Raw genomic sequence first — 25,336 nt, 5'->3', positions numbered from 1 at the left:
ATGGGACGCGGCGGCGCCGCGCGGCGGTGCGGGGCATGAAGGTTGCTTGCCTGCACACGGCAAGGGGACGACGCCGCGAGCGCCGCCCGTTCCAGCAGAACATGTCGGGAGACAACCATGCAACATACCGTGATTGGTTTATTCGACACTTACATGCAGGCCGAAACCGCCCGCGACACGCTCGTGCAAACCGGCTTTGCGCGCGAGAAGATCGAGTTGCAGGCGAACGCCGAACCTTCGGTTGGCTCGGCCACCAGCGAAGTCGCCAACGCGGGCGTGCTCGCGAATATCGAGCGCTTTCTCGCCAGCCTGTTCTCGACCGGGCCGCGCCCATCGGACACCGCGCGCTATGCCGAGGCGATGCGGCGCGGCGCTGTGCTCGTGTGCGTCCACGCGGCAAGCGAGTCGCATGCGGAGCTGGCGCGCAATACGCTCGTGCGGCTCGGCGCGACGGATATCGGCGACCGCCCGCCCGAGGCGGACACGCCGGCCGCCACCGACCGCGACCACTCGATACTCGATGAGCTGGGCATCGGCGCGGTGATGCCGGGAACGCCGCGCACGTCGAGCGTAACGACCGAGGCGGTTGCGACGCCCGGGATGCGCGACACCACTGCGACACCGGGAGCGGCGGGCGTGAGTTCGAGCAGCGGCGCAGCGGGTGCGGCGGCCATGACCGAATCGACCGGAATCGCCGGCGCGACGGGCGCCACTTCGGCGACCGGTACGACCGCACCCGACACCATGCCCCCTCCCGCCACCCCGCGCCCTGATCAGCTGACCGCCATGCCACCGGCGGACATCGGCGCCGCCGCCAAGCCGTTCGCGCCGCCGCCGATCAGCGAACGGCCGATGAGCGATCCGGTCAACGAACCCATCGTCGATCCGCTCGCCGGCGATGCGGGACGCCGCGCGATCGCCGCCGGCTCGGTACCGGGTTCGGGCGCGGTGATGCAGCCGTCCGACATCGTCCCAGAAGGCGGGCAGCCGGGCACCGGTCCCGGCGCGCAGATGCCGAACGAATATCTGGAGTACGAAGAAGATTTCCGCGCTCACTACGACGAGCAGTACGCCGCCGCGAACGCGCGCTACGAAGACTATGTGCCGGCCTATCGCTACGGCGCGGAGATCGCTCGCGACGCGCGATTCCGCAATCGTCCGTGGGATGAGATCGAGCCCCAGGCACGCCGCCATTGGGAAACCACGTCGCCGGACAGCACGTGGGAGCGCTTCAAGCTCGCGGTGCGTCACGGCTGGGAGCGGGCGACCGGCCATCACCACGTGTAGGCGATGCGCCGAGCGACACGAGCGCGGCCGCCTTACGCGGCGCGCGCTGTGTCGCGTTGCTTCGGCGGATGGTCAGGACGCGGTCAGCGGGCGCTGAGGCTCGGCTCCACCGCCCCGTGCCGCTTGATCCACGTGACGTAGCGGTCCATGAACGTCTGCAGGAACTTGCGCGTGCCGTCGTTGACGATCTCGCCCTTTTCGTTGATCACCGCTGGATCGTGCTTGATGAACACCTCGGGCTGCCCCATCGCCGCGACGTCGAGATAGGCGAGCACGTTGCGCAGATGCTGCTGAGCGAGCGCGCTACCGGTCGCACCGACCGAGGTGCCGATCACCGCGGCGGGCTTGTTGGCCCACGAGTTGGTGCCCCACGGCCGCGAGCCCCAATCGAGCGCGTTTTTCAGCACGCCCGGTATCGAGCGGTTGTATTCGGGCGTCACGAACAGCAGACCGTCCGCGGCTTGCACGCGCTCCTTGAGCTTCTTGCCGGCTTCGGGATAGTCGGCGTCGTAGTCCTGGGAGTACAGCGGCAAGGAGCCGATATCGATGTATTCGAAGGTGAAATCGGCTGGAGCGAGGGAAATCACCGCCTGAGCCAGCTGACGATTGAACGAATCCCGCCGCAGGCTGCCGACGACCACTGCAATGTGATAGGCCATGTTCGCTTCCTCAGGTAAGGCGCTCGACGCGCAGAGAGTACGAACTGTCCATCATAGGCAAAAGCCGCGCGAAACGCCCAGGCCCTGGCGGATGTGGCCAGCTCATAGCGGATCGGGAAGGATTCTTGCGGCACCTGACGGTGGATAACCTCGCGGCTCGAAAAGTTATCCACAGATTCGCTGAATAACCTTGTGGATAAGTGGAACTTTTGCCTTGCCAATCAAGCATGCCTTCGGGCCAGGGCGATCTGAGGCAAATGGGACACCATCGACATTCTGGAGGACCGGATCATGAGTCTCGACTACGCAGGAAAATCCCACGACGAAGCGGTCGCCGCGCGCAAGAAAGCGCGGCAGCGCGCGCAGGAGCCGGCGGGCGGCGAGATGGCCGTCGACGGCGTCGAAGCCGATGCCACGCATAGCTGCGGCGAGTTGTCGGAACAAGGCAAACAGGTGTGGCGCACGGGCGCCGGACTCGATGGCGGAGGGAAGGCGCCGAGCCGCTAGGACTCGCGGGTTGTCCGTCGGCCGTGGCTAGAAGGGGCCGCTTGACGCCGCCGTATCCCCATGCAGGCCGAACGCTGAATACTGGAATATGAAAGGGCGCCGTTGCCGGCGCCCTTTTCTCATGCTTCCTTGCTGCGTATTTCGACGTGCCGATCAGTTGCCAAAAAATACGCTGCAGTACGACGCCGGGCCGTTGCAGGTCGAAGCCGGGGCGTCGGCGTGAGCGACACCCGAAGCCGCTGCGAACAGCGCGGCCGAAGCGATCAGGGCGGAGAAAATGCGTTTCATGGTGTGCGTCCTCGTTTGTGTGTGGGTTGCGCGATCTGATGCGATCGATGGCGTGAAGAATAGCGAGCGGGCCCGCGTCCACAAACGGCGAAGATGAGAAGATATTATTTTATAAATTGAAATAATCACTATTGTGTGGTCGCGTTGAATTGGTGGTCGACCGCGACGCGTTGATCGGCCCGTATGGCGATCCAACAGCCTTGTCGCGCGCAGACTCGAAATATCATTTCTTGCAACAATTAATTTCCGGTGTCATAAGCGGCCGCGCCGCGCGACGAAGCTCCTCGGGCATCGATGGCCAAGGGGCATATGTTCAATACCGATTCGCTAGGGCAGGAACGTGAGGGAGAATGGCGCACGCATCCGCAAACCGTGCGAGGACGACCATCCGCTCATGAATCACGACGTTTCAGGACGACACGCGCAGCGCAGCGCGCGGCCGACAGCGCAGCGACGGAGCATGCCGTGACGCAGCCAGGCGCTCCCTCGCTGGACGATCCCATCTATCTCGCGCAATTGCGGCGTGACCTCGTGCGCTTCGCCCGTCTGCAATTGCGCGACGCCGCGGCCGCCGAGGACGCCGTGCAGGAAGCGCTGACCGCCGCGTGGACTCAGGCCACGCGTTTTGCCGCGCAGTCGGAGCACAAGACCTGGGTGTTCGGCATCCTGCGCCATAAGCTCGTCGACACGCTGCGCGCGCGCCAGCGCACGGTCAATCTGTCGGCGCTCGAAGCCGAACTCGACGGCGAGGCGCTGCTTGATCGCGAGCTCTTCAAGGACAACGGCCACTGGTCTCGCGAGACCAAACCGCGTCCGTGGCCGACACCCGAAACTGCATTGCGCCAGCAGCAATTCTGGACGCTGTTCGAGATGTGCCTCGAGCATTTGCCCGAGCACATTGGACGCGTGTTCATGATGCGGGAGTTTCTCGACCTCGACATCGCGGCGATCTGCGCGGAACTGCAGATCACCGCGAATCATTGCAGCGTGCTGATCTATCGCGCGCGGCTGCGGCTGCGCACGTGCCTGAGCGAAAAAGGCCTATCCAGCGAGGATGCGAATGGGGAAATGTAAGGACATCACGCGGCTGCTATCCGATGCGCTCGACCGCTCCCTGTCGACTGGCGAATGGCTCGCGATCCGCCTGCATCTGCCGACCTGCAGCGGGTGCCGGAACTATCGCAAACAGATCCGCCTGCTGCGGGTCGCCGCGCATGTGGCGAGCGGAGCGGCGAACGTGGACGGAGCGGTGAGCGGCGACGAGTGATTTGCCGCTTTGCCACACCGCAGTTCAGCGCTCGCCGATCGGCACGTCGCGATAGCGTTCGAAAAAGCGGGCATGCGATGCTTCATCGATGCCGACAGGACGCGCATCGGCACTCGCCGGATGTTTGGCGAGTTGCGCGCGGGTGCGAATCGGCCGATGCGCGAAATTGCCGCCGCAATTCGGACGCACGTTGCGCAGCCTCGTCAGCGCGCAGACCTCGCAGAACGTGCATTCGCAATTCGAGCATGACGGTGGCCCTGTTGTTGATGACGCGAGGCGCGGCTCGCTGCCTGGCGTCGCGTGAGGTTCTGCGCGCGTGTTCCGCTGTGCGCGCGTCAATACGCTGCCCAAATGGGTGAGGCTGTCGCGCGCGCCGTGCTCACGTCAACGCGCTCCACAGCACGAGCGTCAACGCGAGACCGACGACCGATACGATCGTCTGCAAGACCGACCACACCAGTACAGTCTGTTTAAGCTGGAGTCCGAAATATTCGCGGACCATCCAGAAGCCGGCGTCGTTCACATGGCAGAAGAACACCGAGCCGGCGCCGATCGCGAGCGCCATCAGCGAATTGTGCGTCGCGCCGAGGCCCGCGACGACCGGCGCGACGACCGGCGCGACGATGCCGGCCGTCGTCGTCGTGGCGACCGTCGCCGAGCCGGTGGCCTGACGCAGCGCGACGGCGATCAACCAGGCGAGCAAGATCAGCGGCATATGCGCCCCGACCGCGATCTTGCCGATCGTCGCGCTGATGCCCGCTGCGACGAGCGCCTGCTTCAGGCCGCCGCCCGCGCCGATCGTCAGCAACAGCGCGGCGATCGGCGGCAGGCTTTTGCGCAGAATGCCCCCGACGCGCTCGCGCGCCATGCCGCGCGACCAGCCGAGCGCGACCACCGCGAACAGCACGGTGAGGCCCAGCGCGATCAGCGGCTCGCCAAGAAAATTCAGTGTCTCGAAGAGCAACGTTTCGGGCTCGAGCAGCAGCTTCGCGACCGTGCGGCCGAGCATCAGAATGACGGGCAGCAGGATCGTGATCAGAGAGATTGCGAAGCCCGGCGGCTCGAAGCCGTTCTGCTCGGCGGTGAACAGCTTGCCCATTTCTTCAGGCTCGACGACGTGCATGCGTTTCGACAGCCAGATGCCATACAGCGGACCGGCGAGGACCACCGCGGGAAGCGCCACGATCAGGCCGAGGCCCAACGTCAACCCGAGATCGGCGTGCAACGCGCTCACCGCGATCAGCGGACCCGGATGCGGCGGCAGCAGCGCATGCAGCGTCGTCATACCGGCGAGCGCGGGAATCGCGATGCGCAGAATCGGCTGCTGCGCACGGCGCGCCATGACGAAGATGATCGGCACCATCATCACGAGGCCGACTTCGAAGAACAGCGGCAGGCCGATGAGCAGCGCGACGACGGCCATCATCCACGGCAGCGTGCGCGGGGTCGAGTGCGCGAGGATCGTGGACACGAGCCGGTCGGCGGCGCCCGATTCGGCCATCAACGCACCGAGCATCGCGCCCAGCGCAATGATGATGCCGACGTCGCCGAGCAATGCGCCGGCGCCTTTACTGAACGCGCTCGCGACTGCTTCGAGTGGCAGGCCGGCCGTGAAGCCCGCCGCGAAGGTGCCGACCAGGATCGACAGGAACGGCGCGAGCTTCAGCACGCTGATGAAAATGATGATCAGTGCTAGTCCAAGCGCGCACGACAGGATCAGTTGGGTGTCGTGCGCGGCCCACGGTGTCAGTGTTGTCGTTACAGGCACGGCGGCTTTTTTCCTCTCTTCGTTTGCAGTCGATCGATGCAGCCGCGAGCTGGTGGTCGCGGGCGCTTGTTTTGCCGGTCGATTGTAGCGGGAGGGGATAGGTTGGGCTTTGGGCAATGCTTCGCGACTGCCGCATGATTTGCTTATGCGAATTTATCGGTTCGTCCCGGCTCGCAGACGAATTATCGTCGGAGCCAATCGGACCATCTTTTGGCGTCCGTTAAATTCTTTTTCGACGAGTATTCTCATGTCCCGTGATCCGCTGCTGACGCGCCGTACGTTTCTGGCCGGCGTAGGCGCGACGCTGGCCGCCGCCGCGTTGCCGGTCTTCTCCACCTCCGCATTTGCCGCCGATGAACATGCAAAAGAACTTCGCATCGGATATCAGAAAGCCGCAAGCACCCTGGTATTGCTGAAGGCGCACGGCACGCTCGAAAAGCGGCTTGCGCCACTTGGCATCACGGTCAAATGGACCGAGTTTCCGGCTGGGCCGCAATTGCTGGAAGGGCTGAACGTCGGCGCGATCGATTTCGGCTATGTGGGCGAAGCGCCGCCCGTGTTCGCGCAGGCCGCGGGCGCCAATTTCGTCTACACGGCGTATGAAATTCCGACGCCGCACGCCGAAGGCATCCTCGTGCATCCGGACGCGCCAATCAAAACCTTGGCCGATTTGAAGGGAAAGAAGATTGCGCTGAACAAGGGCTCGGATGTGCACTGGTTTCTCGTCGCCGCGTTGCAGAAGAACGGCGTGAAGTTCAGCGAGATCCAACCCGTGTATCTGCCGCCCGCCGATGCACGCGCGGCCTTCGAGCGCGGTGCGGTCGATGCGTGGGCGATCTGGGATCCGTTCCTCGAAGCCGCCAGGCGGCAAACGAACGCGCGGCAGCTCGCCGATGCCGAGGGTATCGTGAGTCACCACCAGTTCTTTCTGAGCGCGCGGCCCTTCGCGCAACAGAACGGCGACGTCCTTGCGATCGTGATCGATGAAGTCGGCAAGGAAGGGGAGTGGGTACGCGGCCATTACAGCGAGGCCGCCGCCAGACTCGCGCCGATTCAAGGGCTCGACGCGAGCGTGATCGAATCAGGCTTGCGGCATTACGCGCATATCTACAAGCCCGTCGACGCGAACGTGCTTGCGGAACAACAGCGCATCGCGGATACGTTCACCGAACTGCATCTGATTCCGACGAAGATCGTGACCAAGGATGCCGCGCTGTCCGGCAAAGCCTAGCGCAGCAGTTCGAGTCCGCATTGCCCACATCGTTTTACTTCGACGGTCGCGCGATCAGGCGAAAAGCGCGGCGACATTTTCCGGCGGGCGGCCGATGACAGCCCGTCCGTTTCTGACGACGATCGGTCGTTGCAACAGAATCGGATGCTTCGCCAATGCGTCATAGAGCTGGGCGTCCGTCAGCGACGTGTCGGCAAGATTGAGCTCTTTATATTCGGCCTCGGTGTCGCGGATCATTTCGCGGACGGGACAGCCGAGTTGAGCATTGAGCTTCTCAAGCTCTGCGACGGTGAGTGGCTTCTTCAGATATTCGACGATTTCCGTCGCTTCGTTTGCGGAGTTGTAGGTGTTCGCGACGAGTTCGCAGGTGGTGCGAGATTTGGAGCAGCGCGGGTTGTGGTAGATGGTGATCATGGCTGGATTCGGGGCTTACGCCGTTGAAGGCTGTGACGGTTAGAAGGGTTCGGGAATTTTAACGGGTGACTTGATGACGTGGCGCGGGACGACTGCGCGGCATCCGCGTTGTTTGAACCATCGGCGTGGTGGGTCGGTTTATGCGCATAAACCCACGCTGCCTTCGAGGCGAGTGGGAACCGTTTAATGCTGGCACCCTGAGTTCTAGTCGCACCTGAGATTTGCTCGCGCGGGCGCGATTCAAACGACAACCTATATCCCCCGCTGATGAGGCGCCGGATGCACGTTACTTGCCGCCATGTCTGGGGAGAATCGGCATCGGACGAATTCATGACGAACGGTCCCTCCGGGCCAATTGGCACGCGAACTTTATGCGCATAAAGTCTGGCACCTCTCACCCCTTTGGTCGCTCAGATGCGTGCGCTCCTTTTCTCTGCACATCAGCCCGAGAATCGCGAACAGTCACCGACGGCTGTGCACGCAGTGCGCGAGCACTCATTACTTTCCCTTTGCCGCCGCAAGACAGCTATCAGCAACCGTTAAGCCCCAGTCCACGCGTGCTCCGATATCTCGCAAGACCCCGGGCACGCGTCCGATGCCTCTTTATGCGCATAAACCCTTTGCCGAATGGCCAATTTCCGAACTGCGCTTACGCAAATCATTTGAAATAGCACTTCAACCAGGTAAAATCCATTTGCGTCTAAAAAGAGGAGGTGAAATTTGGCGGCAGAAATCATCGCGGTAACACAGCAGAAAGGCGGGGTCGGGAAGAGCACCATCGCGATGCATCTCGGCGCTGCATTTCACGAGAAAGGCAAACGCGTTCTCGTCGTCGACGCGGATGGCCAAAACACTCTGATTCACTGGGCCAGTGCTGCCTCCGACGGCGACATCGGTATTCCATTCGCCGTCGTCAACCTGTCCGAAGCAGGCAGCCAGATCCATCGCGAGATCAAGAAGTTCGTGGCTGACTACGACATCATCGTCGTCGACTGCCCGCCCTCGATCACCGAAAAAGTCTCGGGCGTCGTTCTGCTCGCGGCGAGCGTCGCGGTAATCCCAACTTCCTCGTCCCCTGCCGATTACTGGTCGAGCATCGGCCTCGTCAAGCTGGTCCAGCAAGCGCAGGTCATGAACGAAGACCTGCGAGCCGTGTTCCTGCTCAACAAGACTGAAGAGAAACGGATGCTGACGCGCGAACTGAAGCGCGCGCTCGAAGAACTCGGCTTCCCTCTCCTCAAGACCCAGATTCCCACGCGCGAAGCCTACAAGCAGGCAATGGCGTTAGGGCAAACGGTGCTTCAGATGAACGACCGCGGCGCGAAGCTCGCCGCGCTCGAAGTACGGGCGTGCGCCAACGAGATCGCCGCCTTGCTCCCATGAATTTATGCGCATAAAGGACCCTGAATGAAACCGTCCCAGTTCGCCAAAGGCTTTCAAGCACGTCCTGACACGACCAGCAGCGAAAAGCGCACCGCGCTCGACCGTCTGAATGCGATCGACGGCCTGGTCAGCAACGAGGCGAAAACTCCCACGATCGCCGGGCGTCCGATTCCGGCCGTCTTGCCGTCGCGTCTGCAGGACGCGAAGATTCCTGATCCGGACAACGAATCGGCGGCCTACCGCGCCTGGAGGCTCGAGCACGGCTATCGTCCCGGCCAGATCATCGAACTGGCGCTCAAGACGATCAAGCCGAGCCCGTTCAATCCACGGTACTTCTATGTGAAGTCGTCAATTGCGGAGCTTGCCGTCAATCTGGCGAAGCAGGGGCAGCAGCAGGCGATTCACGTCATTCCCGACTATGACAACCCTGGCACCTACTTCGTCAGTGACGGCGGCAGACGGGTGCGTGCGCTGAAAGAAGCGAACAAGGAGTCGGTGAAAGCGATCGTCATCGATCTGCCGATCGGCATCCAGAGCTACAAGCTCGGTTACGACCTCAACGTGCAGCGCGACTCGCAGACGGTGTTCGACAACGCGGTCGTGTGGCGACGCTTTCTCGACGAGCGGCATTTCCAGAGCCAGAAGGAACTGGCCGAACATCTCGGCCTCGACGAATCGACGGTCGCAGTCGCGCTGTCCATCGCCAAACTCCCGGAAACCGTGATGCAGGAGATGGTCGCGCGCCCTGACCGCTTCGGCTCGAACATGGCGTATCAGGTGGGCCGCTACCACACGGCTCGCGGCGCGGAGGCGACACTGCGACTGATCAACCGGATCCTTTCCGACGATCTGAGCACCCGCCAGGTCGCCGACATCGTCAAAGGCCGAGCGGCCTCGCAGGAAAGCGCCAAACCGGCGGGCCGGCAGCGCTACGCGCAACGTCTGGAAATCAAGCTTGGTGGTGTGTCGGTCGGCGATCTGAAGTCGTATGGGGACGACCGGCTCGAGTTGCGCCTGAAAGGCCTCACGCGTGAAAAGCGCGACGACATCCTGCGGCAGATCGAGAAGATGCTGAAGTAAGACGTGAGGGCGGTGCGCATGCACCGCCGCCTGGATTTCAAAGCCAGTTATCGACCCATCAGGCCGCGCGCGACTGGCTCAGCGTAAAGGCGAGCAGGTCGCCGTCGGTCGGTTCGCCCCAGGTCCTGCGCGCGAGCCAGTCGAAGAACGCCGTTTCGACGATCTTCGAATCGAGCCCGCGACGCCGCCAGTCGTCGCGCATGTGCGTGCCGAGCCCCGGCAATTCATCTTCCTCGAACGACTGTCGCGCGATATCGCGCTCCGACTCGCCCTGTTCGTTGTACAACTCGTAGGCCTGCTTGCGACGGTAAGCCGAGTATTCACCGAGCAGACGCGCCTTCAGATCGTCGGCCGGCGACGCCGCGGCCTTGCTGGTGCCGCCACCCGCGGGCAGCGCCTCGACCGGCGGCGCATAGCCTTTCTTCAACGCATCCTTGAACAGCGCCGGCGCACTGCGCACCGGCGGCAGTGACGTGCTGCGCATACGCTGCTCGGTCATCTGCAGCGCCGCGCGGATCCGGTTCTCCTCGCTGTCCGCATAAAGCGTCTGCGCCTCCTTGAGCGGAATGCCGATCTTCACCATCCGGTCGACCAGCGTGCTGTCGAACACGTTCGGATGTTCGTCGAGCGCGAGCATCGGCTGCTTGCGCTCGGTCACGCGGAACTGGATTTCAGCGACGCGCCGACCCTCGCGATGCTCGATCAGCTCGACAAAAATGTTCGTGACCGCGTTGACCTCGGCGATGGCCGGGCGCAGGTAGTCGCGCTTGAAATACTTGTACTCGCGCTTCGCCTCGTCGCCGGCTTCAGTGTCCGGCGTGCCCGACAGAATCGGCCGCCACCATTCCCAGGTCTCGCGCATCGTCAGGTGGCTGGGGTTGGTCAGGTAGCGTACGCAGATCTCGTAGAGTGCGAGGCCCGCGCTACTGCGCAGCTGGCTCTGGAACTGCAGACTCAGCCGCGCATACTGAACCGGATCGAGCAGTTTCTTCTTGATCTTCGGCGCAAACGAAAACTCGACCCAGACGCGACGCGTGGTCGGATCTTCGAGAATTTCCGCGTCCGCGATCAGCGTCGAAATACCCCATTTGCGGCCAGGCTTCTGACTCGACGTGCCGGTGCTCCACTCGACTTGCACCGACACCATGCGGCGCAGATGCTCCTTGACGAGCGCGGTGTCATTGGAATCGAACGCGGAATTGGCGACGATGTCGGACAGCAGCGCCCGATAGGTGTCGCCCGATTCATCCGCTTGCTGGGCCACCGCGAGTAACACGTTAAATAGCTTGCGCGTGAGCAGCGTGATCTTGCCGCTCTTGGGCTGGATCGCGATCGCCTCGACGGCTTTGCGCAGCTCAGCCGAGCTCGGGCTGACAACATCGGTCTTTTTCGCGCGCTTCGTGGCCATGCGTCGGGGTGAGGAGGGGATTTCGCGAGAGCATACCGGCTGTGGTGATACGCGTCTATAGCGCCCATCTCACCATTGCCGGTGAAGCGAGTTTACGAAGCGCAACTCACCTCGACCAACTCCCGAAAACCCTCACCTCGTGTGCGTGCCGCCAGGATCGGGCTCTCCTTGCCGGTCGCGGCGTTTGCGAATCGGGCCCGTTTCGCCGCGTGCGGCAACGGGGAGCACGTGATCCCGAATCTTCTCACCTCAAAAATTTTCGCGGATTTTTTCGAGAACCTCGTGTAAACGGATGGCGTCCGGGGCGGCTGATGACTTCGTCGTGCGGCCTCGCGATCGTTTCGTCGATCGTCGCGTGCCGCCGGCCGACGCACAGTCCCGGATCGATAGATGGAATGTCCGCACGGTATTGGGACCGCAACGCGGCGCGGGCGAGCGACGGGCGCCCCGTCAGCCCTGTTGTCGGTGCATCAAGCTTCCTATGGCCGGGCGCGCCATTCGACTGCTTGGTACCTCCGCTGACGATTCAGCCCTCACTACCGAGAACCTGCCGGAGTTAACCACCTGTTTCGACTTCGAGCCTCGTCCGAAGCCGCCGAAAAAGGGGAGATCCGACCATAGGCAAATCCTCACCGCTCCGATGCTCCCGAAAAACCTCACCGTAGCACCGCAGAACGGCACAACACGACACGCGCTCATGCCGCGCCAGTACCGCATTTCCCCAATGCAACCTCCTGAAAAGCGTCACCTTTGCCCTTTATGGAGGCCCCCGCGCCCCCTTCCAAGGAACTCCTGAAAACTCTCACCTTTGCTGGAGGACAGGAAAAAAATCAATGATTTCCGTGACTTGCGATAATCCCATCTAGCGCTCGAACCATCGGTGTTCCCGTAAAATCTCACCTTAAGCCAGTTTTTCGCACCGCAGCACTTTTCATTGCGTCCCCGCGGACCTCCCGAAAAGACTCACCTTTGCAATCAGAGACCAGGTATACGTACGCTCGCAAATTGCCATCCGCCGGGCATCTCCGGCCGATAGCCCGCGTTTCAGTCCCGAATCTCCTCACCTTAACGCGTAAAACCCTATCCAGACCTTCCCGAAAAGCCTCACCTTTGACGGAATCGCCGGCCAAATCGGCTCGCGGATCTAGCTGATCAGCCAGTTCCCCGAATCCCCTCACCTTTCCAATCGCCAGCGGTTCCCGCCGACCAGTCTTTCGGGCAATCGATGCGTCGAATTCCATCCTGGCTCCCGTAAAACCTCACCTCAGCAGTATGGATGCTCAAAAAGAAAGCAAAACTGGACCCCGCGCCCCGAAAAATCTCACCTTCGTTTTACGTTTTCTCCCGCTACGGCTCACCAAAGCGGTTAACCACCCCAAAAAACCGGCAAAAAACCACGCTCGCGAGCCTCCCGAAAGCCCTCACCTTGCTCAGACCAAACCGAACAGACACTTTCAAGGGGTGTCGGGCGCTTCGCGGCTGCGAAGTCCCGCAAAACCTCACCTTTGCCCAAACCCCACGTATACGGCGTTTCCTGAACCCGCTCACGTTCCGTCCCGCAACCGCTCACCGAGCTTCCCGAACCCCATCACTCGAGTTTCCCGCAGACCCTCACCAAGTCTCCCGCAAAGCTTCACCCTGCTGTCCTGAAAGCCGCGCCAGATAAGGGTTTGCCGAGTCGTTAACGTCTTTAACAAGGGTTCAAAGGTGTTTATTTTTATTACTCTCAAGCCTTATACCCGCGAGCCCCGTGAAACACAGGCCCACCACCCCGCAGCCATTGCCGATCAATCGTGAAACAGTGCGCGATCATGCGGAAATCAAACAAAATTCTTCTAATACAATGGCTTATTAGCTATTCTTCGTTTTGTTTCACGGAGAAAAACGGCAGGCGCGTGTTTACCATCGCAATCTGCGCGCAAAAGCCCGGCGGTATTCGCCAATCCGTTCGCCATCGATAAATTGGTAGCAAACACTACGTAAATTGTTATGATCCATCCAATTCGAGCCACATCGAGGTAAACATGAATCTGGATCAGGAGCGGCAAGCCATTCGCGACGAGCTTGAATCGATGCGTGCGCAGGGCATGCGCCGCCAGCATCTGTCGCTGCATGCATGTAAACGGCTTTTTTTCGATCTCGGCATCCGGCCATCGATGGCGGCCGTGCGCGATCTCACGCAAACCGGCAGCGCGAGCGACATCCCGAAGGACATCGATCATTTCTGGGAGCGCATCCGCAGCGTGTCGCGGGTCAAGGTCGGAGCGGGCGCGATACCAAAGGCACTGGAAGATCGCGCCGGCGAACTGCTCGGCGCGCTATTCGAAGAAGCGGTCGTGCAGGCCAAAGCGTCGCTCGATGGCGAACGTGAAGAGATCCGCGCACAGATCAGCGCCGCCGATCTGCGCGTACGCGAGGCGGAAATTCGTCGGGATGCGGCCGACGAAGCCATCAGGCGCAGCGAAGCGCGCGCCGAAACCGCGTGGGAGCGGGTTCGCGCACTTGAAACCCAGTTATCCAGCGCGACTACGCACGGCAGCGTTCACCTCGAAGGCATGCAGGCAACCACGCGCCGGCTCGACCAGGAGAACGAGGCGCTGCGGCAACGGCTCGAAAACGAACAGACTGCCAATGCTGCCTTGCGGGACCGGATCGACGCGTTGCACGTCGAATTGCGGCAAAGCACGGAGCACTATGCACAGCAGATCAAGGATGCGGTGGCCGAAGCCGAGCGGCGCGTCAAGCCGATGCTGGTCGAACTCGACTCGCTGCGTAGCATGGCCGCGACGTATCAGTCCGGCGTGCGTGATGCGAGCCGCAAGGAATTCGAGTTCATTCAGCAGATTGCCGCCGCCAAGGCGCGCGCCGATCGGCTCGACACGCAACTGCGCGAGCAGTCGGACGAAGTCGACGCGCTGACGAAAGAAGTCGCCAGCCTGCGTGGCCAGCAGGGCATCGATCCAGCCATCGCCGTTCTGCTGTGCTCGCTGGTTACTGACGGGCGGCTCACGAGCAAAGAGTTGAGCATGATCGGCACCACGGCTGACGGCCACGTGACGCTGCCCGCGAGATGCCCGAAATGCGAGGAAGGTGAGCCGGAGCTGTCGCAGGTCGATCACCGTTTCGAACTGTTGTGCCCGGAATGTGAGCACTCTTCCGGCCTCGGCGAATCGAGGCTCGCGGCGGTGAACCAGTTCCTGTCGAACGATGGCGCCACCGCGCCGTCGTCCCGCTCCGTCCACGCGATACGTTAACCAGAGGCGCAGAGGCGGCCAATCCAACGGGAAAAACGTCAAAGGTGAGGAAATTCGGGACCGCAACGGTGAGGTTCTTCAGGGTTCGCCGGCTCCCGTTTTCCTCGTCAAACGCCCGTCACGGCGGGGCTCGGCCAACGGTGCCGCAGCTGGATCCGGCTCCTCTGTCGCGGGCGAATCCTGCTGATCAATCCAGGTTTGCCACGCGCGATATAGCCGGTTCGCGGACACCGCCTGCACGAAGCCGAGCCATTGACCGACCTGTTCGGCCTCTACCCCGCTTTCGAACAGGTCCGCCGCAAACGTGTTGCGCAAGGTCTGCGGACTCGCGCGCGATTGGCGCGACGTGGCAATCCCCGCTGCATCGACGAGCGCATCCACCGCGCGCAGCATCGTGGCCTTATGCATCGGCCTGCCCGACGGCGATGCGGGAAACACAAGCTTGCCGGCTAGCTGCGTCAGCCGGCGTTCGGCTAGCCAGGCGTCGAGAATCGCCGTTGCGAACGGCGCGAGTCGCGTGCGCCGCGTCAGCACTGGATTCGCGGACTCGATGGTGACCCACGGCGAGCCCTCTCTCACGCAACTAACCGTAAGCGCTCCCGCTTCGCCCGTCTTCAGTCCTGCGCCCAGAAACACCGCGATCAACGCGCGATCGCGTCGCTCTCTCCAGCGCTGCGCGGTCGACAACGCCGGCAACGGCGCGAACAGCCGCGCGATCAACGCAGTGCGTTCCGCATGCGTGAGAAACCCGGTCGGCTCATTGTCGCGCGCATTGCGCCACGCGGCTTCCCCGTCCTGAGCGATGAAACGAGCCGGGTTGGTCGACGCCGATTCGATCTCGCGCACGTGATCGAGCACGCGCTCGATAAGCCGCAAATAGCGGATCCGCTGCGTTCTGCGAATCTCGAGGCTGGCGACGAATTCGGCGATCGCGGGCGTGTCGACCGTCGCGAGGCTTTGTTGCCGCGCGCCAAGCCAATCGAGAAACTGCCCCCACTGCGCCTGATAGACCAACGCCGAAGAGCGACGGAAGTGCTGCTTCGCGAGCCACGCATCGAACGCGACCTGCGGGTCGCGACGCCAGTCTTCGCGTTGCTGATCGAACAGATCGGTAGAGGGCGCGGGACGGGGAACGGGGTCGGACAGATGAGGAGGTGACATGAGCAATCCTTCCGTTAGTTGCACCGTTTGGTCCGCGTATTGTAGGCGCTGACCGCCGCAAGGCCGACCGCGAGGAAGGGAAGAGGATCCGGCCATCCCGACGTGGTGCCGCCATTAGCCGCCCCACGCCCGGGCGCGCTTTAAGGGCGCATCGGCCGGCCGTGGCAGCGCCGCCCGGCGCGCCGCTTGCCGCGCCGCTTCTTCGTACGCATTGACGGCAAACGCAAAAACGGCTGGCAATGCGTTGGAGGTGCCGAAATCCACGCCGTCATCGGTTTCTGGATAAGGCAGGTCGGACGGGCGCTGGAACAGCCCGAGCATCAGCGCGTCGTGCCGGCTGGCAAAACCGAGATCGGCCAGCGCCTCGGCTTCGATGGCATGGAGCAGACGCCATGTGAGCGGCACCTGCCTGACGATGTAGCGCGCGGCGATGCTGTGCACGATATGTTCGAGATCGCGCGCGGCGGTCTGGAAGCGCAGCGCGGCGAGAGTTTGATCGGTAGGGTCGGTTTTCAGGTTGTTCATTCTCGGCTCCAATCGACACCCGATACTGTACAAACATACAGTACCAGGCGCAACCTGGCCGAACGGCCTAACCGTGAATCACGACCAGCAGCGCTTTCGCCTCGCTCTTGCCGACGTTGCGGATCGCGTGCGGAACATCCGCGACGTAGCGCGCGGTGTCCGCGACCTTGAGCCGCTTCGTCGCGCCGGCCGCCTCGATTTCGATCGAGCCGTGCAGCACGGTCAGATGCTCGCGCGTGCCTGGCTCGTGCGCGTTCGACACGAGAGCCCCGCCTAGCTGCAGCGTCAACTCGTACCACTCGAACTTGCCGGCCAGCTCGATCGGTCCCCACACACGCAACTGGTATTTCGCTTCGTGACCGCTTAGCGTAGGAATATCGCGCGGTCCGGAAACGGCGATTGCCTCAGGCGACTTCGGCGGCGCAAACAGCGAATCGAGACTTACGCCGAGCGCATTGGTCAGCCGCCATGCAACCGCGATCGTCGGATTGGCCTTGTCGCGCTCGATTTCCGAGAGCATCGATTTCGACACGCCGGCCGCGCGCGACAGATCATCGAGCGTCATGCGCCGCTCGGCGCGCAGCCGTTGAATCTGTTCGCCGACGCGCGGCGGCGCCGCAATCGCCGCACTCGGCGGTAATGCCGCGCTGGCGGAGGTGGGCGCCGCATTGGACGCGGTGCGGCGTGTACCCGAACTTGCCATTTCCAGACCCATCGTTTAGAGTTGTTCGATATACCGGATTTTAGTTCGGAAAAACGAAAATATCCGATAAAGCTGACAACCGACTATAACAGGCCGCCCTTCCCGCGCGCATGCGAATGCGGGCGCCATCACTCTCAGGAGTCCCGTTCATGCGTGACCAATATCTTGCCCATTTGCGCGGCACCCTCGACCAGATCCGCGCCGACGGCTTCTACAAGAGCGAGCGCGTGATCGCGAGTCCGCAGTCGGCTGACGTGCGTCTTGCCGACGGCAGCGACGTGCTGAACTTCTGCGCAAACAACTATCTCGGTCTCGCCGACGACACGCGGCTGATCGAAGCCGCCAAGCAAGGCCTCGACAGCGACGGCTTCGGGATGGCGTCGGTGCGCTTCATCTGCGGCACGCAAACCGTGCACAAGCAACTCGAAGCGGCGCTCGCCGCGTTCCTGCAAACCGACGACTGCATTCTCTACTCGAGCTGCTTCGACGCGAACGGCGGCCTGTTCGAAACGCTGCTCGACGAAAACGACGCGATCATCAGCGACGAGCTGAATCACGCGAGCATCATCGACGGTGTGCGGCTGTCCAAGGCGAAGCGCTTTCGCTACAGGAACAACGACCTCGGCGAACTCGAAGCGCGCCTGCAGGAAGCCGATGCGGCGGGCGCGCGCTTCAAACTGATCGCGACCGACGGTGTGTTCTCGATGGACGGCATCATCGCGAACCTCGCCGGCATCTGCGATCTGGCCGACAGGTACGGCGCATTGGTGATGGTCGACGACTCGCACGCCGTCGGCTTCATCGGTGAACACGGTCGCGGCACGCCCGAGCATTGCGCAGTGATGGCGCGCGTCGACATCATTACCGGCACGCTCGGCAAGGCGCTCGGCGGCGCATCGGGCGGCTACGTCGCGGCGCGCAAGGAAGTCGTCGAGCTGTTGCGGCAGCGCTCCCGCCCGTATCTGTTCTCGAACACGCTCACGCCGAGCATCGCGGCGGCGTCGCTGAAGGTACTCGAATTGCTCGCCAGCGATGAAGGGGCGCTGCTGCGCGCACGCGTGCGCGAAAACGGCGCGCATTTCCGCCGCGCGATGAGCGCGCTCGGCTTCACGCTCGTGCCGGGCGAACATCCGATCATTCCGGTGATGCTCGGCGACGCGCAACTCGCGGGAAAGATGGCCGATGCGCTGCTGAAGCAAGGCGTCTACGTGATCGGTTTTTCGTTCCCGGTGGTGCCGCGTGGCCGCGCGCGCATCCGCACGCAGATGAGCGCCGCGCACACGCCGGAGCAGATCGACCGTGCCGTCGAGGCGTTCGCGCGCGTCGGTCGCGAGCTCGGCGTCATCACCACGTGATCGCCGCGTGATTCGAATGGAGAAGCAGATGAAAGCATTGGCAAAACTCGAACGCGGACCGGGCCTCACGCTGACCGACGTGAAGAAGCCCGAAGTCGGTCATAACGACGTGATGATCCGCATCACGCGCACCGCGATTTGCGGCACCGACATTCATATCTGGAAGTGGGACGACTGGGCGCAGAAGACGATTCCGGTGCCGATGCACGTCGGCCATGAATACGTCGGCGAAATCGTCGAGATGGGGCAGGAAGTGCGCGGCTTTGCGATCGGCGATCGGGTGTCGGGCGAAGGACACATCACCTGCGGCTTCTGCCGCAACTGTCGCGCGGGCCGCCGGCATCTGTGCCGCAACACGATCGGCGTCGGCGTCAATCGCGAGGGCGCGTTCGCCGAATACCTGGTGATTCCGGCCTTCAACGCGTTCAAGATCCCCCCTGAAATCTCCGACGATCTCGCCGCGATCTTCGATCCGTTCGGCAACGCGACGCATACGGCGCTGTCGTTCAACCTCGTCGGCGAAGACGTGCTGATTACCGGCGCTGGGCCGATCGGCATCATGGCGGTCGCGATCGCCAGGCACGTCGGCGCGCGCAACGTCGTGATCACCGACGTCAACGACTATCGCCTCGAACTCGCGCGCAAGATGGGCGCGACGCGCGCGGTGAACGTGTCGCGCGAATCGTTGCGCGACGTGATGCACGATCTGCACATGACCGAGGGCTTCGACGTCGGACTCGAAATGTCGGGCGTGCCGAGTGCTTTTACGGGCATGCTCGAAGCGATGAACCACGGCGGCAAGATTGCGCTGCTCGGCATTCCACCCGCGCAAACCGCGATCGACTGGACCCAGGTGATCTTCAAAGGCCTTGAAATCAAGGGCATTTATGGGCGCGAGATGTTCGAGACCTGGTACAAGATGGTCGCGATGCTGCAAAGCGGCCTCGATCTGTCGCCGATCCTCACCCACCATTTCAAGGTCGACGACTATCAGGAAGCCTTCGCGACGATGCTCTCCGGCGAAAGCGGCAAGGTGATTCTCGACTGGACCTCTGCCTGAGTCGGCACCTCACCGTCTGAACGCTGACGCCCGCAGCGCGCTTACGCGCCTGCGGGCGTTTTCACGAACTCGGCCTGGATGCGCACGTGAATATCGTCGCCGACGGCCGGATACCAGGTAGACAGACCGAACTTCGCGCGGCTGAAATGACCGTCCGCGGAAAAGCCGAGCGTGTCCTTCTTCGTTAGCGGATCGGGCGCGAAGCCGTTGAACGTGACGTCGAGCGTGACCGGCTGCGTGACGCCGCGGATCGTCAGATCGCCGCTCAGCGTGCCGCGCGCTTCGCCGGTGCGCTCGAAACGCGTGCTCGCGAAGCGGATCTGCGGATAGCGCGCGACGTCGAGCATGCTGTCGCTTTTCACCATCTTGTCGAGCAGCGGCACGTTCGTGTCGATGCTCGCGGCGTCGATCGCGACCGACGCCGTGCTGCGCTCGAGGCCGGCGTCGTTCCAGTCGAGCTCCCCCTGCTTGCGATCGAAACGCATCGTAAAGCGCGTGTATTTGAAGTGATCGATATCGAACGTGATGCTCGTATGGTCCTGATCGATGTCGTAGCGTCCGGGCGGCACGCGCGCCTCGTTCTGACTGACCGAATGCGTGAGCACCTGGATCGGCGTGCAGGCCACCGCGCCCAGCAGCGTTGCACCGAGCAGCGCGCGCACCCACGCGGTGCGAACGGAGGATGGTTTCATCGAAGCGATTCCGGTTGAGCGGTGATCAAGCGATCTCCATCACGATAGCAGCAAGCGCACCCACAGCGCCGAAGCTCGAAGAAAAACTTGACGATGGAGAATGATCGTTCTACCTTTTCGTCCATGACACACGAAACGATTCCGACCGATCCAAACGACGCGGCCCAGTCCGGCACGGCGCGCGAGCGGCTGCTCGATGCCGCCGAGGCGCTCATCTACGCCGGCGGCATCCATGCAACCGGCGTCGATGCGATCGTGCGGCAGTCCGGCACCGCGCGCAAAAGCTTTTACACGCATTTCGAGTCGAAAGATGCGCTAATCGCGGCCGCGCTCGAACGGCGCGACGAGCGCTGGATGAACTGGTTTATCGCCGGCACGCAACGGCGCGGCAAGGGCGCGCGCAGACGCCTGCTCGGCATGTTCGACGTGCTGCGCGAGTGGTTCGCATCGGCGGATTTTCATGGCTGCGCGTTTCTGAACGCGGCCGGCGAAATCGAATCCGCCGACGATCCGATCCGCGTCGTCGCGCGCAAACACAAGGCACGGCTGCTCGGTTTCGTGCGTGCCGAATGCGTCGCGTTCGTCGTGGAAGCCGAAATCGATGCGCGTCGCGCGGCGCCGCTCGCGCGGCAATGGCTCGTGCTGCTCGACGGCGCGATCGCGGTGGCGCTCGTGAGCGGCGAAGCCGATGCGGCGCTCGACGCGCAGGCGGTTGGCAAGACCTTGCTCGATGCGGCAGCGAAACCCGCCGCAACCAAACGGCCGCCATCGCGGCGCACCACCACCTGACTGAGGAACCATCATGACCGATACGATCGAAGCCCGCCCGCCGCTGCCGCCATTCACTCGCGATACCGCGATCCAGAAAGTGCGCGCCGCGGAAGATGCGTGGAACACCCGCGAACCCGAGCGCGTATCGCTCGCGTACACGACGGATAGCGTGTGGCGCAACCGCGCCGAATTCGTGCATGGCCGCGCGGAGATCGTCGGCTTTCTGCGCCGCAAGTGGGCGAAGGAGCTCGACTATCGGTTGATCAAGGAACTGTGGGCGTTCACCGACAACCGCATCGCGGTGCGCTTCGCGTACGAATGGCACGACGATTCGAACAACTGGTTCCGCTCGTATGGCAACGAGAACTGGGAGTTCAACGAGCATGGTCTGATGGCGCATCGTCACGCAAGCATCAATGACCTGCCGATCCGCGAAGCCGACCGCTTGTATCGCTGGCCGCTCGGCCGGCGGCCCGACGATCACCCCAGCCTGTCCGATCTCGGTCTGTAGACGTTCCCACCACATTCATCGCCGGCGGCGCACCTGATGCGCGCCGCGAACTTCTTCACCGCTTGTTCATCACGGCGCCATCGGTTCTCCGTTATCGTGGCGGTTCCGGCTGCGGGGGCACGTCGCGTGCCCGGCCGGCCGAACGAGTCCTCGACATCGACCGCACGGCTTCAGATACAGTGCGCGACGGGCGGCACGCGGATCGCCAGAACACCATGACACCGGCGCTCGACCGGTGACGGAGAAGAAATGCACTTCAGGCAGATGAACAAGAATATCCGGCGCGCCGCGGTGGCGCTTTTCGCCAGCTTCGCGGCGCTCTCCGCGGCGCACGCGGGCAACTGGTGTGACGGCGGTGTATGGGTCGACGCGATGCTCGGCTCGTATCACATCAACCCCGATCCCGATACGCACTTCGAGCAGTTCAATCCCGGGCTTGGCGTCGAATGCTGGCTGAACAACCAGTGGGCGCTGACGGCCGGCGGCTTTCGCAACTCGCTGCGTCGGCCGTCCTACTACGGCGGCGGCGTGTGGGCGCCGGAGTTCGCGCATTGGGGAATCGTGCGGATCGCGGCGATCGGCGGGATCATCTCCGGCTATAACTATGGCAACTGGGGGCTTGGCAGCAATCACACGATCGGCCCGGTGGTCGCGCCGATCGTGATGCTCGAATACAAGCGCGTCGGCGCGAACTTCATCGTCATTCCGCCGATCCCATCGGACAATCTGCCCTTTACGATTGGTTTTCAGCTGAAGGTAAAGTTCTGACGGAGCCGTAAGCAACGTGAGCGATCGCCCCAGGTGAGGTTTTTCGGGAGCCAAAGGCTTCCGTTCTACCCGGATTGAGCAATTACCGCGAGCGCGAGGTCTCGAATGCGGGGCCGACCTCCTGGAACTCCTCACCATGGCGCACAAAGCGTCGTTCTCTCGACTCCTGGAAATCCTCACCATCCTGGAAGACCTCACCTCGACAGGCTCGCTTCAACTTTTAGCCCTGCATTCCAGCGTGTTTTTCGCGCACTGGACACCGACGCGCTCCGCGCTCGCTGGTCCGAAACGCAGTCGTTCACCGCAACGCTGAAGCCAGCGAAGCACGCGCTGCGCACTTCGACGCACCTCATCCCAATCGCCGTTCCGACGCACACCGCGTGAGCCGTCGCGCATCCCGCCCACCGCTCCCGTAAACCCTCACCGTAGCGCCACCTCCTGGAACTCCTCACCATTCGCGCGTCGCCCGACCCGGGCCTCGCCCATGCACGCCATTCATATCGATCATTTTTGGCCCGAATTTGACCGCGTTTATCGCCGCTCATATCGTGCAGCCATGTCGTCCGGATGTGATTCGCCCCGCTGCGTAGAGCCATCGTCATGCGGGAACCTCAATCTTCGTTCTCCCTGAGCCATGAACTCTGACGCCGTGAATTCCGATCTGAGCGCCCCGCTCGCATCACGCCGGTCCGCCGCCGCGACGAGCGGCGTACGACGTGCGGTCACGACCGCCGTGCTGGGTCAAATCCTCGAATGGTATGACTTCTTCCTGTATGGAACGGCCGCGGCGCTGGTATTCGGCAAGCTGTTCTTCCCCGTCGGCAGCGATCCGCTCACCGGCACCATCGCCGCGTTCGGCGGCTTCACGGTCGGCTTCATCGCGCGGCCGATCGGCGGTGTGCTGTGCGGACATCTCGGTGACCGCTACGGGCGCAAGCTCGTGACGATGCTGACGCTGTTCGCGATGGGCACGGCGACTATGTTGATGGGCGTGCTGCCCACCTACCAGCAGATCGGCCTCGCCGCGCCGGCGCTGCTCGTGTGTCTGCGCATCGTGCAGGGGCTCGCCGCGGGCGGCGAATGGAGCGGCAGCATCCTGCTGATCCATGAGAACGCGCCGCAGTCGAAGCGCGGCGCGCTCGCCGCATGGAGTCCGTGCGGCGCGGCGCTCGGCTTCGTGCTGTCGACCGGTGCGTTCCTGCTGGTGCAGAACCTGTCGTCTGCCGATTTCCTGAGCTGGGGCTGGCGCATTCCGTTCCTCTGCAGCGCCGCACTCGTCGCACTGGGCTTGTGGATGCGCCGCTCGGTCGGCGAAAGCGCCGCGTTCGCTCGAGCGAAGGCAACGCGTCGCGACACCCGCATGCCGGTGATCGAAGTGTTGCGCCAATGTCCTCGCGAAGTGCTGACGATCTTCGGTTTGCGCTTCGGCGAAGGCGGTGCGTCGTACATCTTCTTCGCGTTCTCGATCGCGTATGGCCAGTTCCTCGGCATCAAATCGAGCTGGATGCTCGGCGGCCTGACTCTTTCGATGCTGCTGATGATTCCGTTCTCGCTGTTCTTCGGCTACCTGACCGACAAGGTCGGACGCAAGCCCGTGTATCTCGCCGGCGCGATTGCGTTGGTGCTTGTCGCATGGCCGTACTTTGCGCTGCTCGGCTCCGGCGAATACTGGAAAGTGATCACGGCCCTCGTGCTGGCGAACAGCCTCACCCTCGGCATCCTCGAAGGCGCGCAGCCCGCGTTCATCAGCGAACTGTTGCCGGTACATCTGCGCTTCTCGGGGCTTGGCATCGGGCGCGAAATCTCCTCGGTGCTCGGCGGCGGCCTGTCGCCGATGATCGCCACGGCGCTGCTCGCGCACTATCGGAACGCGACGCCGGTCGCTCTGTATCTCGGCGTGCTCGGTCTGATCACCGTCATCGCGACGCTGCTCGCCCGGGAGACCTATCCGAAAGCGATGCGCATCGAAGCGCATCAGGAAACCGAATGACATCGTTCACATCACTGAATCAAGAGGTAACGCGCATGCACGCCGTTCATACCGCCAGCGCCCGCGCTTGCACCGCCGACGCACCCATCATCGACACGCAGGAGGACTACCCCGAATACACGGGCCCGCTGTCGCTCGATGACCTGATCACCGAAGTCGAGCGTCGCCGCGACGAGTTCGATGCGGTTTCACACGTCCCGCGCGACATGATCGTGAAGATGAAGCGCGCGGGCATCTTCCGCGCGAGCACGCCGAAACGCTTCGGTGGCGACGCGCTGCCGCCGCCACAGTTTCTGGCGATGCTCGAACGCATCGCGATCGCCGATGGTTCGACCGCATGGGTCGCGGCCTTTGGCTCCGCGAACACGTATCTTGCGTCGCTGCCGGTTGAGACTCAGGCCCGCATCTACGCGTCCGGTCCGGACCAGGTTTTCGCGGGCGGCCTGTATCCCCTGCAACCGGCCGAGCGTGCGCCCGGCGGCTACGTCGTGTCGGGTCAATGGCGTTTCGCGAGCGGCTGCAAGGGCGCGGACTGGCTCGGCGTCGGCATCGGTGGCGCGCCGGGCAAGGTCGGCGACGCGAACGCGGGCAAGCCGTTCACGGCCGTGTTTCCGGCGAACGAAGTCGAGATCGTCGACAACTGGAACGTGGTCGGCATGCAAGGCACCGGGAGCCACGATCTGCGCCTGAAAAACAAGTTCGTCGACGAGCAATGGACCTTCGTGCGCGGCGGTGCGCCGCTGATCGACGAGCCGCTCTACCGCTACCCCGCCGTCGCATATCAGGCTCAGGTGCATGCGGCTGTGAACCTCGGGCTCGCGCGCGCGGCGCTCGACCTGCTGGCCGGTATGTCCGGCGTAACCAGAACGACGACCGGCGCGCCGCGTCTTGCCGACCGCGCGTACTATCGCTCGGGTCTCGCGCAGGCCGAAGCGAATCTGCGCAGCGCGCGCGCGTTCTTCTTCGAGTCGGCGCAAACTTCGTGGCGCACGGTCATGGCGGGCGACCCCGTGTCGCCCAGCGAGGCCAATCTGCTGCGGCTCTCCGCGACGCATGCCGCGCATACGTGCGCCGAGGTGGTCATGCAGGCGTACAAGATGGCTGGCATCGGCGCGATCTATCGCGAGAGCCGCATGCAGCGGATGGTGCGCGATTCGATCGTCGTCACGCAGCATGCGTTTCTCGGCGAAGGCACCTACGACGCGTCGGGCGCGCTGTTCGTCGGCATACCGCCGGTCACGCCCTATCCCTGAG

Annotated in this window: 24 protein-coding genes and 1 pseudogene; 15 read left to right on the top strand and 10 right to left on the bottom strand. The window is 63.1% G+C overall.

Annotation, left to right across the window (positions count from 1 at the left end; all coding sequences use genetic code 11):
* The first annotated feature begins 117 nt into the window (after nucleotides 1-117).
* Nucleotides 118-1,287: a hypothetical protein gene (locus tag OKW35_RS19455; RefSeq protein ID WP_429552897.1), complete on the top strand. Its 1,170-nt coding sequence runs from the start codon at nucleotides 118-120 to the stop codon at nucleotides 1,285-1,287.
* 83 nt (nucleotides 1,288-1,370) lie between these two features.
* Here OKW35_RS19455 and OKW35_RS19450 read toward each other — a convergent pair whose 3' ends face one another.
* Complete coding sequence (locus OKW35_RS19450) at nucleotides 1,371-1,946, bottom strand: NADPH-dependent FMN reductase (protein ID WP_429552896.1); 576 nt, start codon at nucleotides 1,944-1,946, stop codon at nucleotides 1,371-1,373.
* A gap of 291 nt (nucleotides 1,947-2,237) precedes the next feature.
* Here OKW35_RS19450 and OKW35_RS19445 point away from each other — a divergent pair, with 291 nt between their 5' ends.
* Nucleotides 2,238-2,453, top strand: coding sequence for a hypothetical protein (locus OKW35_RS19445; protein WP_013092833.1), 216 nt, complete (start codon nucleotides 2,238-2,240; stop codon nucleotides 2,451-2,453).
* A 153-nt stretch (nucleotides 2,454-2,606) separates the two neighbouring features.
* Here OKW35_RS19445 and OKW35_RS19440 read toward each other — a convergent pair whose 3' ends face one another.
* On the bottom strand, nucleotides 2,607-2,741 hold the full coding sequence (locus tag OKW35_RS19440; protein WP_429552895.1) for a hypothetical protein: 135 nt from the start codon (nucleotides 2,739-2,741) through the stop codon (nucleotides 2,607-2,609).
* A gap of 465 nt (nucleotides 2,742-3,206) precedes the next feature.
* On the opposite strand from OKW35_RS19440, the gene OKW35_RS19435 reads away from it, so the two are divergent.
* Together OKW35_RS19435 and OKW35_RS19430 are read left to right on the top strand one after the other, a co-directional pair.
* Nucleotides 3,207-3,815: an RNA polymerase factor sigma-70 gene (locus OKW35_RS19435; RefSeq protein WP_184057700.1), complete on the top strand. Its 609-nt coding sequence runs from the start codon at nucleotides 3,207-3,209 to the stop codon at nucleotides 3,813-3,815.
* The gene (locus OKW35_RS19430; RefSeq protein WP_429333146.1) at nucleotides 3,796-4,008 is read left to right on the top strand and encodes a zf-HC2 domain-containing protein; all 213 of its coding nucleotides are present in this window, start codon (nucleotides 3,796-3,798) and stop codon (nucleotides 4,006-4,008) included. Before OKW35_RS19435 ends, OKW35_RS19430 begins: the two co-directional genes overlap by 20 nt.
* Before the next feature lie 24 nt (nucleotides 4,009-4,032).
* On the opposite strand, the pseudogene OKW35_RS19425 reads toward OKW35_RS19430, so the two are convergent.
* Both OKW35_RS19425 and OKW35_RS19420 read right to left on the bottom strand, forming a co-directional pair.
* Nucleotides 4,033-4,263, bottom strand: a pseudogene (locus OKW35_RS19425) (DUF1272 domain-containing protein); the annotation flags it as partial.
* Between the two features lie 124 nt (nucleotides 4,264-4,387).
* Nucleotides 4,388-5,776 (bottom strand): gluconate:H+ symporter, encoded by a 1,389-nt coding sequence (locus tag OKW35_RS19420; protein ID WP_429552894.1) that lies wholly within the window; start codon nucleotides 5,774-5,776, stop codon nucleotides 4,388-4,390.
* A gap of 247 nt (nucleotides 5,777-6,023) precedes the next feature.
* Here OKW35_RS19420 and OKW35_RS19415 point away from each other — a divergent pair, with 247 nt between their 5' ends.
* Complete coding sequence (locus tag OKW35_RS19415; RefSeq protein ID WP_429552893.1) at nucleotides 6,024-7,007, top strand: sulfonate ABC transporter substrate-binding protein; 984 nt, start codon at nucleotides 6,024-6,026, stop codon at nucleotides 7,005-7,007.
* 54 nt (nucleotides 7,008-7,061) lie between these two features.
* Here OKW35_RS19415 and arsC read toward each other — a convergent pair whose 3' ends face one another.
* A complete protein-coding gene (arsC, locus tag OKW35_RS19410; protein WP_429291925.1) occupies nucleotides 7,062-7,421 on the bottom strand; it encodes an arsenate reductase (glutaredoxin) in 360 nt (119 codons plus the stop codon).
* Nucleotides 7,422-8,141: 720 nt separating this feature from the next.
* Between arsC and parA the strand changes: the two genes are divergently transcribed.
* The gene (gene parA, locus OKW35_RS19405) at nucleotides 8,142-8,804 is read left to right on the top strand and encodes a ParA family partition ATPase (RefSeq protein WP_013092840.1); all 663 of its coding nucleotides are present in this window, start codon (nucleotides 8,142-8,144) and stop codon (nucleotides 8,802-8,804) included.
* 24 nt (nucleotides 8,805-8,828) lie between these two features.
* On the top strand, nucleotides 8,829-9,884 hold the full coding sequence (locus OKW35_RS19400) for a ParB/RepB/Spo0J family partition protein (protein ID WP_429552892.1): 1,056 nt from the start codon (nucleotides 8,829-8,831) through the stop codon (nucleotides 9,882-9,884).
* A 58-nt stretch (nucleotides 9,885-9,942) separates the two neighbouring features.
* Here the strand turns inward: OKW35_RS19400 and OKW35_RS19395 are convergent, their stop codons facing one another.
* A complete protein-coding gene (locus OKW35_RS19395) occupies nucleotides 9,943-11,292 on the bottom strand; it encodes a replication initiation protein (RefSeq protein ID WP_184057688.1) in 1,350 nt (449 codons plus the stop codon).
* Nucleotides 11,293-13,316: 2,024 nt separating this feature from the next.
* Between OKW35_RS19395 and OKW35_RS19390 the strand changes: the two genes are divergently transcribed.
* Nucleotides 13,317-14,546 carry a DNA-binding protein gene (locus tag OKW35_RS19390; RefSeq protein WP_429552891.1) on the top strand — a complete coding sequence of 410 codons (1,230 nt, stop codon included), beginning with the start codon at nucleotides 13,317-13,319 and terminating at the stop codon, nucleotides 14,544-14,546.
* A 78-nt stretch (nucleotides 14,547-14,624) separates the two neighbouring features.
* Here the strand turns inward: OKW35_RS19390 and OKW35_RS19385 are convergent, their stop codons facing one another.
* From OKW35_RS19385 to OKW35_RS19375, 3 genes are all read right to left on the bottom strand, one after another.
* Nucleotides 14,625-15,707 (bottom strand): tyrosine-type recombinase/integrase, encoded by a 1,083-nt coding sequence (locus OKW35_RS19385; RefSeq protein WP_184031072.1) that lies wholly within the window; start codon nucleotides 15,705-15,707, stop codon nucleotides 14,625-14,627.
* Between the two features lie 114 nt (nucleotides 15,708-15,821).
* On the bottom strand, nucleotides 15,822-16,232 hold the full coding sequence (locus OKW35_RS19380) for a DUF2471 family protein (RefSeq protein WP_184057684.1): 411 nt from the start codon (nucleotides 16,230-16,232) through the stop codon (nucleotides 15,822-15,824).
* Between the two features lie 67 nt (nucleotides 16,233-16,299).
* On the bottom strand, nucleotides 16,300-16,947 hold the full coding sequence (locus tag OKW35_RS19375) for a helix-turn-helix domain-containing protein (protein ID WP_429552890.1): 648 nt from the start codon (nucleotides 16,945-16,947) through the stop codon (nucleotides 16,300-16,302).
* Between the two features lie 137 nt (nucleotides 16,948-17,084).
* On the opposite strand from OKW35_RS19375, the gene OKW35_RS19370 reads away from it, so the two are divergent.
* Together OKW35_RS19370 and tdh are read left to right on the top strand one after the other, a co-directional pair.
* Complete coding sequence (locus OKW35_RS19370; RefSeq protein WP_187612482.1) at nucleotides 17,085-18,290, top strand: glycine C-acetyltransferase; 1,206 nt, start codon at nucleotides 17,085-17,087, stop codon at nucleotides 18,288-18,290.
* Between the two features lie 28 nt (nucleotides 18,291-18,318).
* A complete protein-coding gene (gene tdh / locus OKW35_RS19365; protein WP_090810329.1) occupies nucleotides 18,319-19,350 on the top strand; it encodes an L-threonine 3-dehydrogenase in 1,032 nt (343 codons plus the stop codon).
* A 41-nt stretch (nucleotides 19,351-19,391) separates the two neighbouring features.
* Here tdh and OKW35_RS19360 read toward each other — a convergent pair whose 3' ends face one another.
* Nucleotides 19,392-20,042 carry a YceI family protein gene (locus tag OKW35_RS19360; protein WP_429352753.1) on the bottom strand — a complete coding sequence of 217 codons (651 nt, stop codon included), beginning with the start codon at nucleotides 20,040-20,042 and terminating at the stop codon, nucleotides 19,392-19,394.
* A 123-nt stretch (nucleotides 20,043-20,165) separates the two neighbouring features.
* Here OKW35_RS19360 and OKW35_RS19355 point away from each other — a divergent pair, with 123 nt between their 5' ends.
* The 5 genes from OKW35_RS19355 (at nucleotide 20,166) to OKW35_RS19335 (ending at nucleotide 25,335) form a co-directional block, all read left to right on the top strand.
* Complete coding sequence (locus OKW35_RS19355) at nucleotides 20,166-20,831, top strand: TetR/AcrR family transcriptional regulator (RefSeq protein WP_429352752.1); 666 nt, start codon at nucleotides 20,166-20,168, stop codon at nucleotides 20,829-20,831.
* Between the two features lie 13 nt (nucleotides 20,832-20,844).
* Nucleotides 20,845-21,324 carry a DUF1348 family protein gene (locus OKW35_RS19350; protein ID WP_184057675.1) on the top strand — a complete coding sequence of 160 codons (480 nt, stop codon included), beginning with the start codon at nucleotides 20,845-20,847 and terminating at the stop codon, nucleotides 21,322-21,324.
* A 249-nt stretch (nucleotides 21,325-21,573) separates the two neighbouring features.
* On the top strand, nucleotides 21,574-22,092 hold the full coding sequence (locus tag OKW35_RS19345) for a hypothetical protein (protein WP_090808157.1): 519 nt from the start codon (nucleotides 21,574-21,576) through the stop codon (nucleotides 22,090-22,092).
* A 634-nt stretch (nucleotides 22,093-22,726) separates the two neighbouring features.
* On the top strand, nucleotides 22,727-24,082 hold the full coding sequence (locus OKW35_RS19340; RefSeq protein ID WP_429552889.1) for an MFS transporter: 1,356 nt from the start codon (nucleotides 22,727-22,729) through the stop codon (nucleotides 24,080-24,082).
* Nucleotides 24,083-24,117: 35 nt separating this feature from the next.
* Entirely contained in the window at nucleotides 24,118-25,335 is a 1,218-nt protein-coding gene (locus OKW35_RS19335) for an acyl-CoA dehydrogenase family protein (protein ID WP_429552888.1), read from the top strand.
* Nucleotide 25,336 lies beyond the last annotated feature (1 nt).

This window comes from Paraburkholderia sp. MM5477-R1 (genome assembly GCF_050436385.1).
Taxonomy (GTDB): domain Bacteria; phylum Pseudomonadota; class Gammaproteobacteria; order Burkholderiales; family Burkholderiaceae; genus Paraburkholderia; species Paraburkholderia tuberum.
Note: the sequence above shows the minus strand (reverse complement) of the source record. Positions and strands in the feature narration are given on the sequence as shown.

Bases quoted from the DNA above. Each gene is read 5' to 3' on its own strand.
- OKW35_RS19455 (WP_429552897.1), top strand. From the start codon at position 118: ATGCAACATACCGTGATTGGTTTATTCGACACTTACATGCAGGCCGAA.
- OKW35_RS19450 (WP_429552896.1), bottom strand. From the start codon at position 1,946: ATGGCCTATCACATTGCAGTGGTCGTCGGCAGCCTGCGGCGGGATTCG.
- OKW35_RS19445 (WP_013092833.1), top strand. From the start codon at position 2,238: ATGAGTCTCGACTACGCAGGAAAATCCCACGACGAAGCGGTCGCCGCG.
- OKW35_RS19440 (WP_429552895.1), bottom strand. From the start codon at position 2,741: ATGAAACGCATTTTCTCCGCCCTGATCGCTTCGGCCGCGCTGTTCGCA.
- OKW35_RS19430 (WP_429333146.1), top strand. From the start codon at position 3,796: ATGCGAATGGGGAAATGTAAGGACATCACGCGGCTGCTATCCGATGCG.
- OKW35_RS19415 (WP_429552893.1), top strand. From the start codon at position 6,024: ATGTCCCGTGATCCGCTGCTGACGCGCCGTACGTTTCTGGCCGGCGTA.
- arsC (WP_429291925.1), bottom strand. From the start codon at position 7,421: ATGATCACCATCTACCACAACCCGCGCTGCTCCAAATCTCGCACCACC.
- OKW35_RS19400 (WP_429552892.1), top strand. From the start codon at position 8,829: ATGAAACCGTCCCAGTTCGCCAAAGGCTTTCAAGCACGTCCTGACACG.
- OKW35_RS19395 (WP_184057688.1), bottom strand. From the start codon at position 11,292: ATGGCCACGAAGCGCGCGAAAAAGACCGATGTTGTCAGCCCGAGCTCG.
- OKW35_RS19390 (WP_429552891.1), top strand. From the start codon at position 13,317: ATGAATCTGGATCAGGAGCGGCAAGCCATTCGCGACGAGCTTGAATCG.
- OKW35_RS19385 (WP_184031072.1), bottom strand. From the start codon at position 15,707: ATGTCACCTCCTCATCTGTCCGACCCCGTTCCCCGTCCCGCGCCCTCT.
- OKW35_RS19380 (WP_184057684.1), bottom strand. From the start codon at position 16,232: ATGAACAACCTGAAAACCGACCCTACCGATCAAACTCTCGCCGCGCTG.
- OKW35_RS19375 (WP_429552890.1), bottom strand. From the start codon at position 16,947: ATGGGTCTGGAAATGGCAAGTTCGGGTACACGCCGCACCGCGTCCAAT.
- OKW35_RS19370 (WP_187612482.1), top strand. From the start codon at position 17,085: ATGCGTGACCAATATCTTGCCCATTTGCGCGGCACCCTCGACCAGATC.
- tdh (WP_090810329.1), top strand. From the start codon at position 18,319: ATGAAAGCATTGGCAAAACTCGAACGCGGACCGGGCCTCACGCTGACC.
- OKW35_RS19360 (WP_429352753.1), bottom strand. From the start codon at position 20,042: ATGAAACCATCCTCCGTTCGCACCGCGTGGGTGCGCGCGCTGCTCGGT.
- OKW35_RS19355 (WP_429352752.1), top strand. From the start codon at position 20,166: ATGACACACGAAACGATTCCGACCGATCCAAACGACGCGGCCCAGTCC.
- OKW35_RS19350 (WP_184057675.1), top strand. From the start codon at position 20,845: ATGACCGATACGATCGAAGCCCGCCCGCCGCTGCCGCCATTCACTCGC.
- OKW35_RS19345 (WP_090808157.1), top strand. From the start codon at position 21,574: ATGCACTTCAGGCAGATGAACAAGAATATCCGGCGCGCCGCGGTGGCG.
- OKW35_RS19340 (WP_429552889.1), top strand. From the start codon at position 22,727: ATGAACTCTGACGCCGTGAATTCCGATCTGAGCGCCCCGCTCGCATCA.
- OKW35_RS19335 (WP_429552888.1), top strand. From the start codon at position 24,118: ATGCACGCCGTTCATACCGCCAGCGCCCGCGCTTGCACCGCCGACGCA.